We start from the raw sequence: 13517 nt of genomic DNA on the forward strand, positions 1-13517 counted from the left end.
CTGCAAAGAGCCATTCGTTCGCAGTCGGCGGGTAAGGCGCTTTTGATATCCCCCTATTTGAAAAGGGAAAATAAGCTATGAGAAAATTTAAGGTCGCAATGGTACAGCACAAAGTACCTACGTCAAATGTCGGGGAGAACACGGAACTAGCGATACGATATATCACAGAAGCGAAAGCGGATGGCGCTGATTTTGTTCTTTTTCCTGAATGCTTCCTTTCGGCTTATCAATTTCCAAAAATTTGTGAAACATTACAGTCTGTTGAAGAGGTTGAAACTAATGATGAATTTGCCAAATGGTGTGAAGGTGCCTTAGACGATGACTGCACTTATCTTGAAAAGATAAGACGGGTCGCGAAAGAACTAAGCATCGGTGTTGAGATCACTTGTCTCACCAAAGGAAAGAAATATCCTCAAAATACTGCATTTATAATTGACAGGGATGGTTCAATCATTTTGAAATACAGCAAAGTTCATACTTGTGATTTTGATTTGGAACGCTATCTTGAAAGCGGTAAGGAATTTAAGGTATGTCACTTTGACGGGATATGTATTGGAGTTATGATTTGCTATGACCGGGAATACCCTGAAAGTGCAAGAGAGCTAATGATGCAGGGCGCAGAGCTGATACTGGTGCCAAATGATTGTGATTGTGTCAGGCCGTTCAGATTAAGAGAATTGTCAGTGGAGGCCATGCAGAATATGGTGGGCATTGCAATGGCAAACCCACCAGGGGAGAATTCAGGGTGTTCCTGCGCATTTCATCCTATGGTTTGGGGACATCAAGAAAACAGCATAATCGTCGCTGACGAAGCATTTGAAGGCTTGGTGTATGCTGTATTTGATATGGAATCGATAAGAAAATACCGTGATACAGAAGATTTGGGCAAGTTTAGAAAAGTAAACGCTTATAAACATTTGTTGTCATAATCATCATTATAAATTGAACGTATTTTATTCTCCCTTTTGGCGTGTAGTTGCAATTTTTATTTTGCGATCTTCCCGTGTTGCGCCTCCGGCCCAAACCTGCGGAACCCGCTTGTTGAGGGGTTTCTCCAATCCCCGGCAAGCTGCGCTTTGCCGCCTTATGGCCGTTACTGTTGCTATTCACGCAATAAAAAAGATTTTTCGGCGCCGGCAAGGAAAAGGATGGTTTTGACGGATAATTCGGCAAATAAGAAGCCGGCAAAAGCTGGCTGGGAGGCGTCTGCCCGCGACGCGGGTCCGCGCCGTCCTTGCCTTGCGCTCCGGCTCAGACTATAATCTCGCCTTCATATGCAATTATACCGCCGCGCGGGACAGCGCGACGTTTCCCTTGGAGTTGCCATGCGCCCAGCACATTGCGGCATAACGCCCGAAGGATGGCCCTGCATCGGCCTGACCGGGCTTTCGGCTCTGGTTTTCGCGCTTCTGGACTGGTGGTTTTTGGCGCTGGCGCTGCTGGCGCTCTGCTGGTTCAGCCTGCATTTTTTCCGCGACCCGGAGCGGGTCGTGCCCCAGGGCGAAGGCCTGGCCGTCAGCCCGGCGGACGGCAGAATCATCCGTGTCGAAGACAGGGCCGATCCTTTCAGTGACGAAACCTGCTGCTGCGTCAGCATTTTTATGAATGTCTTCAGCGTGCACGTCAACCGCGCGCCCGTGGACTGCGTGGTGGAGGATGTCCGCTACTGGCCCGGCAAATTTCTCAACGCCGCCTTTGACAAGGCCTCCACGGACAATGAGCGTTGCGCCTACCGCCTGCGCGGCGACGACGGCCAGGTCTGGAGCATGGTCCAGATCGCGGGCCTGGTGGCCCGGCGCATCGTCTGCCGCACGGAGCCCGGCGATCCCCTGGCGCGCGGCCAGCGTTACGGCATGATTCGGTTCGGCTCGCGAGTTGACCTTTATCTGCCCCGGGGCTATGTTGCGGCTGTACGCATCGGCGAACAGGTTTTCGCCGGACAAAGCGTGATCGCCCGGGTCCATTGAGCCGGATACGCCGATCAGGCCACAGCCATGGATGTTATGGAAAAGAAAAAGCCGCATAAAGGGGTCTATCTCCTGCCCAACATGATCACGACGCTGAGCATGTTTCTCGGCTTTTTGTCGATGGTCTGGGCAGTGCAGGGCCGCTTTGAAGAAGCGGGCATGGCTATCCTGGTCTCGGCCCTCATGGACGGCCTGGACGGAAAGGTGGCCCGCCTGACCAACACCGCCAGTGAATTCGGGGTGCAGTACGACTCCCTGGCCGATCTGGTGGCCTTCGGCCTTGCCCCGGCCATGTTGCTCTGGCAATGGCAGCTGCAGGCTTTCGGCCGCCTAGGCGTGGCCGCGGCGTTCATCTACGCGGCCTGCGGGGCTTTGCGCCTGGCGCGCTTCAACGTCAGCACCGCCGCCGTGGGCAAACGTTTTTTCATCGGCCTGCCCATTCCGGCGGGCGGCTGCACTGTGGTGACCTTTGTCTTTTTCGCCTCTCTGTTTCCGGATTTCCTGGCTTCCGTCACGCCTTACTTCGCCCTGCTTCTGAGCGTGGGCGTGGGCGTGCTGATGGTCAGCCGGGTGCGCTATTTCTCCTTCAAGGAATATGATTTCCTGCGCGCCCATCCGGTCCGCACCATGGTGACTTTTCTTTTCCTTCTCGCCTTGGTGGTTTCCCTGCCCCGCCTGTTCGGCTTTCTGCTCTGCGCTATCTATATCGCGGGCGGGCTCGCCTACACCTTTGTGATTCTTCCCCGCCGCAACCGTCAGCTACTACGCGCCCTATCGCCCCAGAGCGATTAAGGCTGCGTAACGGTTCGCCGCCCGTCGGGCGGAAGACGCGCTCCCTGGACAGCCGCCCTTTACGGCGGCCGTTATGCAAGCAGATATATCTTGTCAACCCAGAGGAGTACGAACATGCAAAACCGCGTTTATTTCTTCGACACCACCTTGCGCGACGGCGAGCAGTCGCCCGGCGCCACCATGAATCTCCAGGAAAAACTGCGCCTTGCCCATCAATTGGAAGTGCTGGGCGTGGACATCATGGAAGCGGGCTTTCCCGCCTCCAGTCCCGGCGATTTCGAATCCGTGCGCACCATCGCCGCGCAGGCCGGAGACATTCAGGTGGCCGGGCTCGCCCGTTGCGTGGACAGCGATATCGACCGCTGCTGGGAAGCCGTGAAGTGCGCCAAAAATCCACGCATCCACACCTTCCTGTCCACCTCGCCCCTGCATATGAAGCACAAATTGCGCAAGGACCCCGAAGACGTGCTCAAGATGGCCGTGGCCGGGGTCAAACGCTGTGCCTCCTACACGGACAACGTGGAATTTTCCGCCGAGGATTTTTCACGCTCGGAAAAGGACTTCCTCTGCCGCATCGTGGAGGCCGCCATCAATGCCGGGGCCACCACCATCAACCTGCCGGACACCGTGGGCTACGCCCAGCCGCAGGAATTCGCGGTTCTGGTGGACTATGTGATCAAAAACACGCCCAACAGCGACAAGGCTGTGTTCAGCGTGCACTGCCATGACGACCTGGGCGTCGCGGTCGCCAATACTCTGGCCGCCCTCAGGGTGGGCGTGCGTCAGGCCGAGGTGACCCTCAACGGCATCGGCGAACGCGCGGGCAACGCCTCCCTGGAGGAAGTCGCCATGGCCCTGAGCGTGCGCCGGGACTACTACGGCCTGGAGCACGGCATCAAAACCGAGCAGCTCTATCCTTCCTGTCGCCTGCTTTCCATGATCATCGGCCAGCCCATTCCCAACAACAAATCCATTGTGGGGGCCAATGCCTTTGCGCACGAGTCGGGCATCCATCAGGACGGCATGCTCAAGAACCGCGAGACGTATGAAATCATGACCCCGCAGTCCGTGGGCCGCACCGAGAGCAATCTGGTCATCGGCAAGCATTCGGGCCGCAACGCCGTGCGCAACAAGTTCGAGAGCATGGGCTACAAGCTGGACGACGAGCAGCTCAACCTGGTCTTTGAGGCCGTGAAGCAGTTGGCCGACCGCAAAAAAACTTTGCACGACGACGACCTCATGGCCCTGGTCCAGCAGGAAATCTACCGGATCCCGGACCGCCTGCGCCTGCGGCACGTCAGCGTGCAGAGCTCGGATGCCGGGGGCGTGCCGCCCACGGCCGCGGTGCTCATGGATGTGGACGGCATGGAAAAGAGCGGCGCGGGCTTCGGCGTGGGGCCGGTGGACGCTCTGTTCAACGTCATCGCCGATATGGTGGGCCGCGAGCCGGAGCTGGAGCAGTACGCCATCAACGCCATCACCGGCGGCACCGACGCCTTGGGCGAAGTGACCGTGCGCATCAAGGAGAACGGGCATTCCGCCGTGGGACGCGGCACGCATCCGGATATTTTTGTGGCCAGCGCCAAGGCCTATGTGGATGCCCTGAATCATCTGGCCAAGAGGGAGGAAGAAGGCACACGCCTCCACTGCCAGCATGATTGACATTTGGCGTTTTTTGCCGCTGGCGGTGTTAGGCGGCGCGGTCCGGCTTGGTCACGTAGACGGCTACGCTCCGCGCGCCGGACCGCTTGCCTGCCTTGCCAGCGACGAAAAACGCACAAATGTCATGTAAGAAAGGTAAGAAGATTTTTTTGTCCTGGAGATACAAGGAGTTTGAACATGCCTCAGACGCTTGCGCAGAAAATTTTGCAAGCCCATACCGACGAGGCCGTGCGGTGCGACGGCCAGATCATCCAGTGCCGGGTATCCATGGTGCTTGCCAACGATATTACCGGCCCGCTGGCCATCAAGTCATTTCGCGGCATGGGCGCGGAAAAGGTTTTCGACAAGGACAGGATCGCCCTGGTCATGGACCACTTCACGCCCCAGAAGGACATTGATTCGGCCAATCAGGTGCTGATCAGCCGTAACTTCGCGGAAGAGCAGGGCATCACCCATTATTACGAGGGCGGCGACTGCGGGGTGGAGCACACCCTCCTGCCCGAGCAGGGGCTGGTGGCCCCCGGCGACCTGGTCATCGGCGCGGACAGCCACACCTGCACTTACGGCGGCATCGGGGCCTTTGCCACGGGCATGGGCTCCACGGACATCGCGGCGGCCATGGCCCTGGGCGAGACCTGGCTCAAGGTGCCCCCCACCATCCGGGTCGAGATCAGGGGCGAGATGCCCCGCTGGCTGCGCGCCAAAGACCTCATGCTGCTGCTCATCGGCGCCATCGGCGTGGACGGCGCCCTGTACAAGGCCCTGGAATTCGGCGGCCCTGTCATTGACGCCCTGGACGTGGAAGGCCGCCTGACCATGGCCAACATGGCTATCGAGGCCGGCGGCAAGGCCGGGCTCTTCGCCGTGGACGCCCAGACCAGGGCTTATTGCGCGGAGCACGGCCGCCCCGGTCTGAGTCTGGAACTGGCCGCCGACCCGGATGCGGTCTACGAGCGCGTGGTGGAGATCGACGTCACCGGCCGGGAGCCCGTGGTGGCCTGTCCGCATCTGCCGTCCAATGTGAAGCCCGTGTCCGAAGTTGGGGATACGCCCATCCAGCAGGTGGTCATCGGCTCCTGCACCAACGGCCGCATCAGCGATATGCGTGACGCGGCGGAAGTGCTGCGCGGCCGCAAGGTGGACAAAAAGGTGCGCTGCATCGTGCTGCCCTCCACGCCCACGGTCTGGAAGCAGTGCCTGAAGGAAGGTCTCATGGAGGTCTTCATGGATGCGGGCTGCATTGTGGGGCCCTGCACCTGCGGCCCCTGCCTGGGCGGCCATACGGGGATTCTGGGCGACGGCGAGCGCGCGGTGGCGACCACCAACCGCAACTTCAAGGGCCGCATGGGCAGTCTCTCCTCCGAGGTCTACCTGGCGAGCCCGGTGGTGGCGGCGGCCAGCGCCGTGGCGGGTAAAATCGCTTCCCCCGGGACGTTGTAAAACCGTCACGGATGGAAGCGCGCGACTGTCATAAAAGTTTTGGGAAAGACAGGGGGCCGGGGAAGGGAGAAGCCTTTTCCCAAGGGGGTTCCCTTTCCGGAGAGTCTCTCCAGAGGGTCAAAGCATGAACTACAAGGGCAAGGCCCACAAAGTGGGCGAACATATTGATACGGACGCCATCATTCCGGCGCGTTTCCTGGTGACCACCGACGCGAAAAAGCTGGGCGAGAACTGCATGTCCGGCCTGGAACCGGACTGGGTCAAACGCGTGGCGCCGGGCGACATCCTGGTGGCCGGGCGCAACTTCGGCTGCGGTTCCTCGCGCGAGCACGCGCCCATCGCCATTCTGGGCGCGGGCATGCCTGTGGTCATCGGTCACAGCTTCGCGCGCATCTTTTACCGCAACGCCTTCAATATGGGTCTGCTGCTCATGGAAGTAGGCGATGAGGTGGACAAGATCAACGACGGCGACGCGCTGGAAATCGACGCCGCCACGGGCCGCATCCGCGACCTGAGCAACGGCGCGGAAATCACCTGCCCGCCCCTGCCCCAATCCATGGCCGCCATTTTGTCCAAGGGTGGTTTGGTTGGCTATGTGAAGGAACGCTTGGCGCGAGGGTAATTTTTTGCGGGGGAGAAATCTTTTTGAAAAAAGATTTCTCCCCCGCCCCCTCTTCCGAAAACGTTTATCCAGGGAAGCTGACCTGAATAAACGTTTTCGGGAGGATGGGCGTGAGGAAAGGAAGCTCTTTTTTACATGGGATTCCTTCCCCCACGGCGCAACATCGTCTTACAAAAGGATATTTTTCATGAACAAAACCATTTGCCTGCTGCCCGGCGACGGCATCGGCCCGGAAATTCTGGCCCAGGGGGCTGCGGTGCTGGCGGCCACGGCCCAGAAATTCGGCCATACCTTTGATTCTGAAGAGGCCCTCATCGGCGGGGCCGCCGTGGACGCCACGGGTTCGCCCCTGCCCGAGGCGACCGTGGAGGCCTGCCGCAAGGCCGACGCCGTGTATCTGGCCGCTGTGGGCGGTCCCAAATGGGACAGTATGCCGCCGGAAAAGCGCCCGGAAAAAGGCCTCTTGGGCATCCGCAAGGCTCTGGGCCTGTTCGCCAATCTGCGCCCGGCCCTGCTGCTGCCGGAATTGGCCGGGGCCTGCCTGCTGCGGCCGGATGTGGCGGCCAAGGGTCTTGATCTCATTGTGGTGCGCGAGCTCACGGGCGATGTCTATTTCGGCGAGCCGCGCGGCGTGGAACTGCGCGGCGGTCGCCGCACGGGCTTCAATACCATGATCTATGACGAGGAAGAGATCCGCCGCATCGCCAGGGTGGCCTTTGAGACCGCCCGCCGGCGCCGTGGCAAGGTCTGCTCCGTGGAAAAGAGCAATGTGCTGGAAACCTCGCGTCTCTGGAAAGAAGTGGTGCTGGAAGTCCACAAGGACTATGCCGACGTGGAGCTCTCCCACATGTATGTGGACAATGCGGCCATGCAGCTGGTGCGCGACCCGTCCCAGTTCGACGTGATTCTCACCGGCAATATTTTCGGCGACATCCTTTCCGACGAGGCCTCGGTGATTACCGGTTCCCTGGGCATGCTGCCCTCGGCTTCCCTGGGCGCGTCCGGGCCGGGCCTGTTCGAGCCCGCCCACGGCTCAGCGCCGGACATCGCGGGCCAGGACAAGGCCAATCCCCTGGCGACCATTCTTTCCGGGGCCATGCTTTTGCGCCTGGGACTGCACCTCGCCGCCGAAGCGGACTGCATTGAAAACGCCGTGCGCCGGACCCTGCGCGACGGCTACCGCACCGGCGACATCATGGAGCCGGGTAAAACCCTGGTGGGTTGCGAGGAGATGGGCCGCAAGGTCATCGAGCGCCTGTAGTCCGCATACGCCGTGGGCGTACGGCATTGAGAACGTGAAAGGAGGGAGGCCGCGCGCCTTCCTCTTTTTTTTTTTGCGCCGCCCGCTGGGGAAGGGCGTTGAGGGCTCTTTTATTTTGAAAACGTTCTAAGGACGCGTTGAGGAATGAAGATTTTTGTTCTCCGCCAAGGGCGCCAGCCGTTGCCGCGTCAGCGTCTTGCTTGAGCCGTTCACGGCGAAGCCGTGTTGTCTTGCGGCTACAGTTAAGGCAACACAGCAGAGCTGTGAACGGCTAACGCGACCGGAATAAAAGGTGAATTTCGACGCAGAGATAACCGAAAAGACGCTCGTGACGACAGCCTCTAAGTCCGGGCGCGGCACAGCAAAGCCCGGATATGGCCGCCCAGCATGACCAGCAGCACCGAGGCGGCGATAAGCACCACGCCGCCCGCCAGGGCCGGGCTGAAGGGTTCCCCGAACACCAGTATGCCCACCATGACGGCGGTGAGCGGCTCCATGACGCCCAGCACGGAGGTCATGGTGGAGCCGATGCGCTGGATGGCCAGAATCAGGGTGAGGTTGGAGAGCACGGCGGTGACCACCGCCAGCAGGGCGGCGATGCCCAGCTCCCGCCAGGAGGTCAGGATCTGGAACGTGTCGGTGCTCAGGGCGTTGATCAGGGAGAGCAGGGCGCTGAACAGCATCACGTAAAAGGTCATCACCAGGCCGCTCATATTCGGGATGCGCGCCGTCTGAATGCCGACGATATACAGGGAATTGCACAGCGCGGACAGCAGCATCATGCCCACGCCCAGCAAGCTGATGCTCGTGCCGCCGTCGCCGGGGCCGCTGCTGAGCAGGGCCACGCCGGACACGGCCAGGATGATGGACAGGGCGATGGTCCAGGAAAAGCGTTCATGGAAAAAAACGATCATGATCAGCATGACCATGACCGGATAGAGAAACTGGAGGGTGGCGGCCACGCCGCTGGGCAGGTAGCTGAAGGCCCAGAAAAAAAGCAGCGCGGCGAGCATATACATGACGCTCATGCCCGCCAGCTTGCAGAGGTCCACCCCGCGCATGCGGAAGCGCTCGCCGCGTGCGGCCAGCAGGCCGCCCAGGGTGAGGGTGGCGATCAGAAAGCGATAAAAAAGCGCGGTTTCCGCCGTCACGCCCGCGTGCAGCAGCGGGAGGGTGAACAGCGGGATCAGCCCGAACGTGGCGGACGAAAACAAACCCAGGAAAAAGCCCATCACTGCCTCCGGCCCGTCCATACCGGAGATCGGGTCGCCACGCAAGGGCGGGCCGGGACTGCGGCGTTTTGGACTCCAAATGGAACAGGCCTCCCGGCGTATGTCCGGGAGGCCTGTTCGTCAGAAATATGTCGGAGGCGGACTTGGAACAGATTAACTTTGAAATTTTACAAAGCGTTGCTCTCGATGCCTGTACGCCCCTGGGCTACACACGGCCCTACGGGTCGCCCTTCGCGGCGCGCCGCACCGTGTGCGGGCGCAGAGCAACTTCAAAGCGAATCTGCTCTAGTGCGAGCTGTCCAGCACCACTTCGGCCTCGGGATGGGCTTGGCGCAATGCCTCATGCATGGCGGCCGCATCGGCGAAGGCGCGGAACGGCCCTACCTTCTCGTCGCCCTTGCCGGCGCTGTAACGCACGTAATACGCCTGATCGGCCTTGAGCGGGGTGCCGCTCTCGTCGCTGATCACTTCCAGGTCCACCTTGCCCACGCCGCGCTTGCTCAGGTCAAGCTGCTTGGCCGCGGCATAGGAGAGGTCGATGATCCGGCCGCGCACATAGGGGCCGCGGTCCGTCACACAGACCATGACGCTCTTGCCGTTGTCCTGATCCGTGACTTTGACCACCGTGCCGATGGGCAGGGTGCGGTGGGCCGCGGTAAAGGTGTACATGTCGTAATCGACACCGCTGGCCGTGGAGCCGCCGTGAAAATCGCGGCCGTACCAGGAGGCCTTGCCCGTGAGCATTTCGCTGCCCTGGGCGCGCTTGAGCCAGATTTCGCGGCTGTCCGCGCTCTTGCGGACTTCCTCGGCCTTGCGCTGCTTTTTGTTTTTGGCGCTGCTGCGGTGTTTTTTGCGCGTGCTTTTGTCCTTGCTGCTGACAGCCTGGCTTTTACGCGCTGAAGAGACATTTTTTTTGCTTTTTCCAGCGGAGGGCGTGTGGGCTTCCGTGCCGGATTTCCGGCTTTTGGCTTGGGGAGCGCTTTGTGAAGCCGCGTCGGCGTTCATGGGGGCGGCCAGGGCCAGGCAAAGGGCCAGGGCCGCCCCTATGGAAAGCCAGCGTGAATACTTCATGGTTACTCCTTGGTTGGTGTTCGAGGCTGTCCGCCAAGACATTCAGCGTGCGGGCCTTTTGCCCGCCGACCGCGTTGAACGTCTTGAAAAAGCCGGACGGGTCGCGCCCGCGACTCTGACCCCAAGGGCTTTTCCCGGCGGCCTGGAAACGCGTCCGCGCGTCGTGTGCCGCCCGCCTGCAAGGGGAATGCCTTTTCTTATTGCACAGACTATACCGCAAAAAAAACGCCTCTGTCAAATCAGTGAAAAATTTTTATTATCAATCGGTTATAAAAAGTTTAGAAAGAAATTAGGCCGGGTGCCGACCGCTGCGGCTGCCAAAAAAATGCCGCCCCAACATAAACAATGCTGGGGCGGCATCAACGATAAAAGAGAAATGCGGGGGGAAGTTACCAGTCCAGGGTCCGTTTAAATGCGCGGGCCAGATCCTCCACGTTTTCGCGCAGCACCGTACTGTCGCCGCTTTTCAGGGTCAGGTTCCCGTCGCCGGTGACCGTGCCGATGCGGCGGCAGATCTGCCACAGGCCCAGGGCGTCCAGCAGCATGGCCAGGTCCGGCTTGACGCTGACCAGCAGGCGGCTGGCCGACTCGCTGTAGAGCAGTTCCGTGCGGCTCATTTCCTCCAGGGCGGGCACAGCGTCCAGGTCCACTTCCGCGCCCAGGCGGCCGCCAATGCACATTTCGGCCAGGGCTACGGCCAGGCCGCCGTCCGAGCAGTCGTGGCAGGCGGCAATGGCCCGCTGGCCCATGAGCGCGTGCAGCGCGCGGTAGCGCGCCAGGGCCGCGGCGGCGTCCACCTGCGGCACGCGGCCGCCCCTGAGGCCCAATTCGTCGGCGGCTTCGCTGCCCGCCATTTCACGCCAGGTGCCGCCCAGCAGGTAGATATGCTCGCCCTCGCGCTTGAAGTCCGAGGTCTGGGTGCAGGTCACGTTGCGGATCACGCCCAGCACCGAGAAGAGCACCGTGGGCGGAATGGAAATGCGTTCTCCGCCGCCGGTGTAGTCGTTTTTCATGGAATCCTTGCCCGAAATGCAGGGCAGGCCGAACGCCAGGGAGAATTGCCGCAGGGCCTTGCAGGCCCGCACCAGTTGGGCCAGTTTGTAGCGGCCGTCGGGATTCTTCTCGCTCCAGACCGGGTCGCACCAGCAGAAGTTGTCCACCCCGGCCAGGGCGTCGGGGTCGCCGCCCACGGCCACGGCATTGCGCACGGCCTCGTCCATGGCGTTGGCCATCATCCAATAGGTGTCGTAATCGCTGAACTTGGGGCAAATGCCGTGGCTGATGACCAGGCCCGCGTCCGACTCCAGCAGGGGGCGCAGTACGCCCGCGTCCGCCGGGCCGTCGCGCAGCACGCCCACCAGGGGCTTGATGACGCTGCCGCCGCGTACTTCATGGTCGTATTGGCGGATGATGTATTCCTTGGAGCAGATATTCAGGCGGCCCAGCATGCGCCGCAAAAATTCGCCCTCGTCCGCCCCCTCGACGTTCACGCGGATGTCCGGCATGTCCGGGGCCTTCCATACGGCTTCCAGCGTCAGCTGGGGCACGCCGTCGTGCATGAATTCCATGGGCAGGGAGGCCACCACCTTTTCATTGTAGCGAGCCTCGAAAAAGCCGGAATCCGTGAAGTGGCCCAGGGCCGTGGCCTCCACGTCCATGCGCGCGGCGAGATTCATGAATTCCGCCAGCTTGTCCGGCGGCACAGCCAGGGTCATGCGCTCCTGGGCTTCGGAGAGCAGGATTTCCCAGGGCCGCAGGCCGTCGTATTTCAGCGGGGCCTTGGCGATGTCCAGCACGCAGCCGTCCGTATCTTCCGCCATTTCGCCCACCGAGGAGGACAGGCCGCCCGCGCCGTTGTCCGTAATGGCCGTGTACAGGCCCAGGTCGCGCGCGCGCAGGATGAAATCGTACATCTTGCGCTGGGTGATGGGGTCGCCGATCTGCACGGCCGTGGCCGGGGAACCCTCGTGCAGTTCCTCGGAGGAGAAGGTGGCCCCGTGGATGCCGTCCTTGCCGATACGGCCGCCGGTCATCACGATGATGTCGCCCACATTGGCTTTTTTCTGCCAGCCGGGGCGGCCGTTGATTTCCGTGGGAATGATGCCCACGGTGCCGCAATAGACCAGGGGCTTGCCCAGATAGCGCTCGTCAAAGACCAGGGAGCCGTTGACCGTGGGAATGCCGGATTTGTTGCCGCCGTGCTCCACGCCTTCGCGCACGCCTTCCAGCACCCGGCGCGGGTGCAGCAGACGCGGGGGAATGGCCTTGTCGTAGAAAGGCGAAGCAAAACAGAACACGTCCGTATTGCAGACAAGTTCCGCGCCCAGGCCTGTGCCCATGGGGTCGCGGTTCACGCCCACGATGCCGGTCAGCGCGCCGCCGTAGGGGTCCAGCGCCGAAGGGCTGTTGTGCGTTTCCACCTTGATGCAGGCGTCGTAGCCGTTGATAAAGGCGATGACTCCGGCGTTGTCCTTGAACACGGACTTGCAGTAGTCGTTGTCGCCCATGCGCGCGCGCAGCAGGGCCGTGGCGTCGCGGATGCAGGTCTTGTACAGATTGTCCACATCCTCGCGACGGCCGGTCTCTTCATTGGTGTAATCAATGCGCGAGGCGAAAATCTTGTGTTTGCAGTGCTCGGACCAGGTCTGGGCCAGCACTTCCATTTCCACGTCCGTGGGGTCGGCGGGCAGATCCAGGGCCTTGCGCCGGGCCGCTTCGCCCGCTTCGGTGAAGTGGTCGCGGATGCGGTGCAGCTCGTTGAGATTCAGAGCCCAGGTATTTTCACGGCTGGCCTGTTGCAGGGCCGCGTCGTCCATGCGGGAAAGCGGCACGGTTTCCACCGTGTCGTTGGCTTCGCCGGTGACCTTGGCGGCCTGCGGCGCAAAGCCGGGTTCGGCCCGCCATTCCTCCAGGCTCTTGACCCGGAAGCGCTGAATCAGCGTATTACAGAGCAGGTCGCGGCTGAGGGCTTCCACCTGCTCGCGGCTGAGAGGGGCCGCCGGATCATTGCGGATGCGGTACTGCACCGCCGTGTAGACGCGCAGGCTGTCGCGCGGGATGTCCAGCACCAGGGCGGCGGTGTCGCGGGCCGTGCGGGCCTCGTTGTCCGTGACGCCGGGGCGGAAGCCCACTTCCACGAACCAGTCCGGTTCGGGCGTCAGCAGGGGCAGGGGCTCCAGCGAGGCCCGTTGCAGTATGGGATCGTGCCAGACACCTTCATCCAGCAGGCGGCGGACCTGGGCCTCGCCCAGACCGTCCACGGTGAAAACCTTGATCTGGCGCACCTGCGCCACGCTGAGGCCCAGGGCCTTGCGCAGATGCTGGGCCGTCTTGCGGCCCTGGGTATCGTCCAGCCCGGCATGCAGGCCTGTTTCCACACGATAGAGCATAGTAGGCTTCCTCGCAGCGGCTTTTATGTATGCGGGGGGAATCATTCTCCCCGGCGGGGTTTGGGGCGGAGCCCCGCAAAA

The 13517-nt window shown here is 61.4% G+C and carries 11 protein-coding genes; 8 read left to right on the forward strand and 3 right to left on the reverse strand.

Features of this window, described 5'->3' with window-relative positions; all coding sequences use genetic code 11:
- Positions 1 to 77 precede the first annotated feature (77 nt).
- The 7 genes from AXF13_RS15645 (at position 78) to leuB (ending at position 7744) form a co-directional block, all read left to right on the forward strand.
- On the forward strand, positions 78 to 929 hold the full coding sequence (locus AXF13_RS15645) for a carbon-nitrogen hydrolase family protein (RefSeq protein ID WP_083521902.1): 852 nt from the start codon (positions 78 to 80) through the stop codon (positions 927 to 929).
- A gap of 396 nt (positions 930 to 1325) precedes the next feature.
- Positions 1326 to 1967, forward strand: a complete 642-nt coding sequence (locus tag AXF13_RS00435; RefSeq protein ID WP_062251220.1) for a phosphatidylserine decarboxylase family protein — start codon at positions 1326 to 1328, stop codon at positions 1965 to 1967.
- A gap of 27 nt (positions 1968 to 1994) precedes the next feature.
- Positions 1995 to 2759, forward strand: a complete 765-nt coding sequence (pssA, locus tag AXF13_RS00440) for a CDP-diacylglycerol--serine O-phosphatidyltransferase (RefSeq protein ID WP_083521903.1) — start codon at positions 1995 to 1997, stop codon at positions 2757 to 2759.
- Positions 2760 to 2873: 114 nt separating this feature from the next.
- Positions 2874 to 4421, forward strand: a complete 1548-nt coding sequence (locus tag AXF13_RS00445) for a 2-isopropylmalate synthase (RefSeq protein WP_062251222.1) — start codon at positions 2874 to 2876, stop codon at positions 4419 to 4421.
- Between the two features lie 177 nt (positions 4422 to 4598).
- Entirely contained in the window at positions 4599 to 5861 is a 1263-nt protein-coding gene (locus AXF13_RS00450; protein WP_008683513.1) for a 3-isopropylmalate dehydratase large subunit, read from the forward strand.
- Positions 5862 to 5985: 124 nt separating this feature from the next.
- Positions 5986 to 6483, forward strand: coding sequence for a 3-isopropylmalate dehydratase small subunit (locus AXF13_RS00455; protein WP_008683515.1), 498 nt, complete (start codon positions 5986 to 5988; stop codon positions 6481 to 6483).
- 187 nt (positions 6484 to 6670) lie between these two features.
- Positions 6671 to 7744, forward strand: coding sequence for a 3-isopropylmalate dehydrogenase (gene leuB, locus AXF13_RS00460; protein ID WP_008683516.1), 1074 nt, complete (start codon positions 6671 to 6673; stop codon positions 7742 to 7744).
- Positions 7745 to 8085: 341 nt separating this feature from the next.
- Here the strand turns inward: leuB and AXF13_RS00465 are convergent, their stop codons facing one another.
- Positions 8086 to 8976 carry an EamA family transporter gene (locus tag AXF13_RS00465; protein WP_062251223.1) on the reverse strand — a complete coding sequence of 297 codons (891 nt, stop codon included), beginning with the start codon at positions 8974 to 8976 and terminating at the stop codon, positions 8086 to 8088.
- 285 nt (positions 8977 to 9261) lie between these two features.
- Positions 9262 to 10047 (reverse strand): septal ring lytic transglycosylase RlpA family protein, encoded by a 786-nt coding sequence (locus tag AXF13_RS00470; RefSeq protein ID WP_062251224.1) that lies wholly within the window; start codon positions 10045 to 10047, stop codon positions 9262 to 9264.
- Here AXF13_RS00470 and AXF13_RS16330 point away from each other — a divergent pair.
- Positions 10022 to 10459, forward strand: a complete 438-nt coding sequence (locus AXF13_RS16330) for a hypothetical protein (protein ID WP_150116039.1) — start codon at positions 10022 to 10024, stop codon at positions 10457 to 10459. The genes AXF13_RS00470 and AXF13_RS16330 overlap by 26 nt on opposite strands.
- On the opposite strand, the gene AXF13_RS00475 is transcribed toward AXF13_RS16330, so the two are convergent.
- On the reverse strand, positions 10437 to 13436 hold the full coding sequence (locus AXF13_RS00475) for an AIR synthase-related protein (RefSeq protein ID WP_062251225.1): 3000 nt from the start codon (positions 13434 to 13436) through the stop codon (positions 10437 to 10439). The genes AXF13_RS16330 and AXF13_RS00475 overlap by 23 nt on opposite strands.
- Positions 13437 to 13517 lie beyond the last annotated feature (81 nt).

The sequence above is a fragment of the Desulfovibrio fairfieldensis genome, assembly GCF_001553605.1.
GTDB classification, from domain to species: domain Bacteria; phylum Desulfobacterota; class Desulfovibrionia; order Desulfovibrionales; family Desulfovibrionaceae; genus Desulfovibrio; species Desulfovibrio fairfieldensis.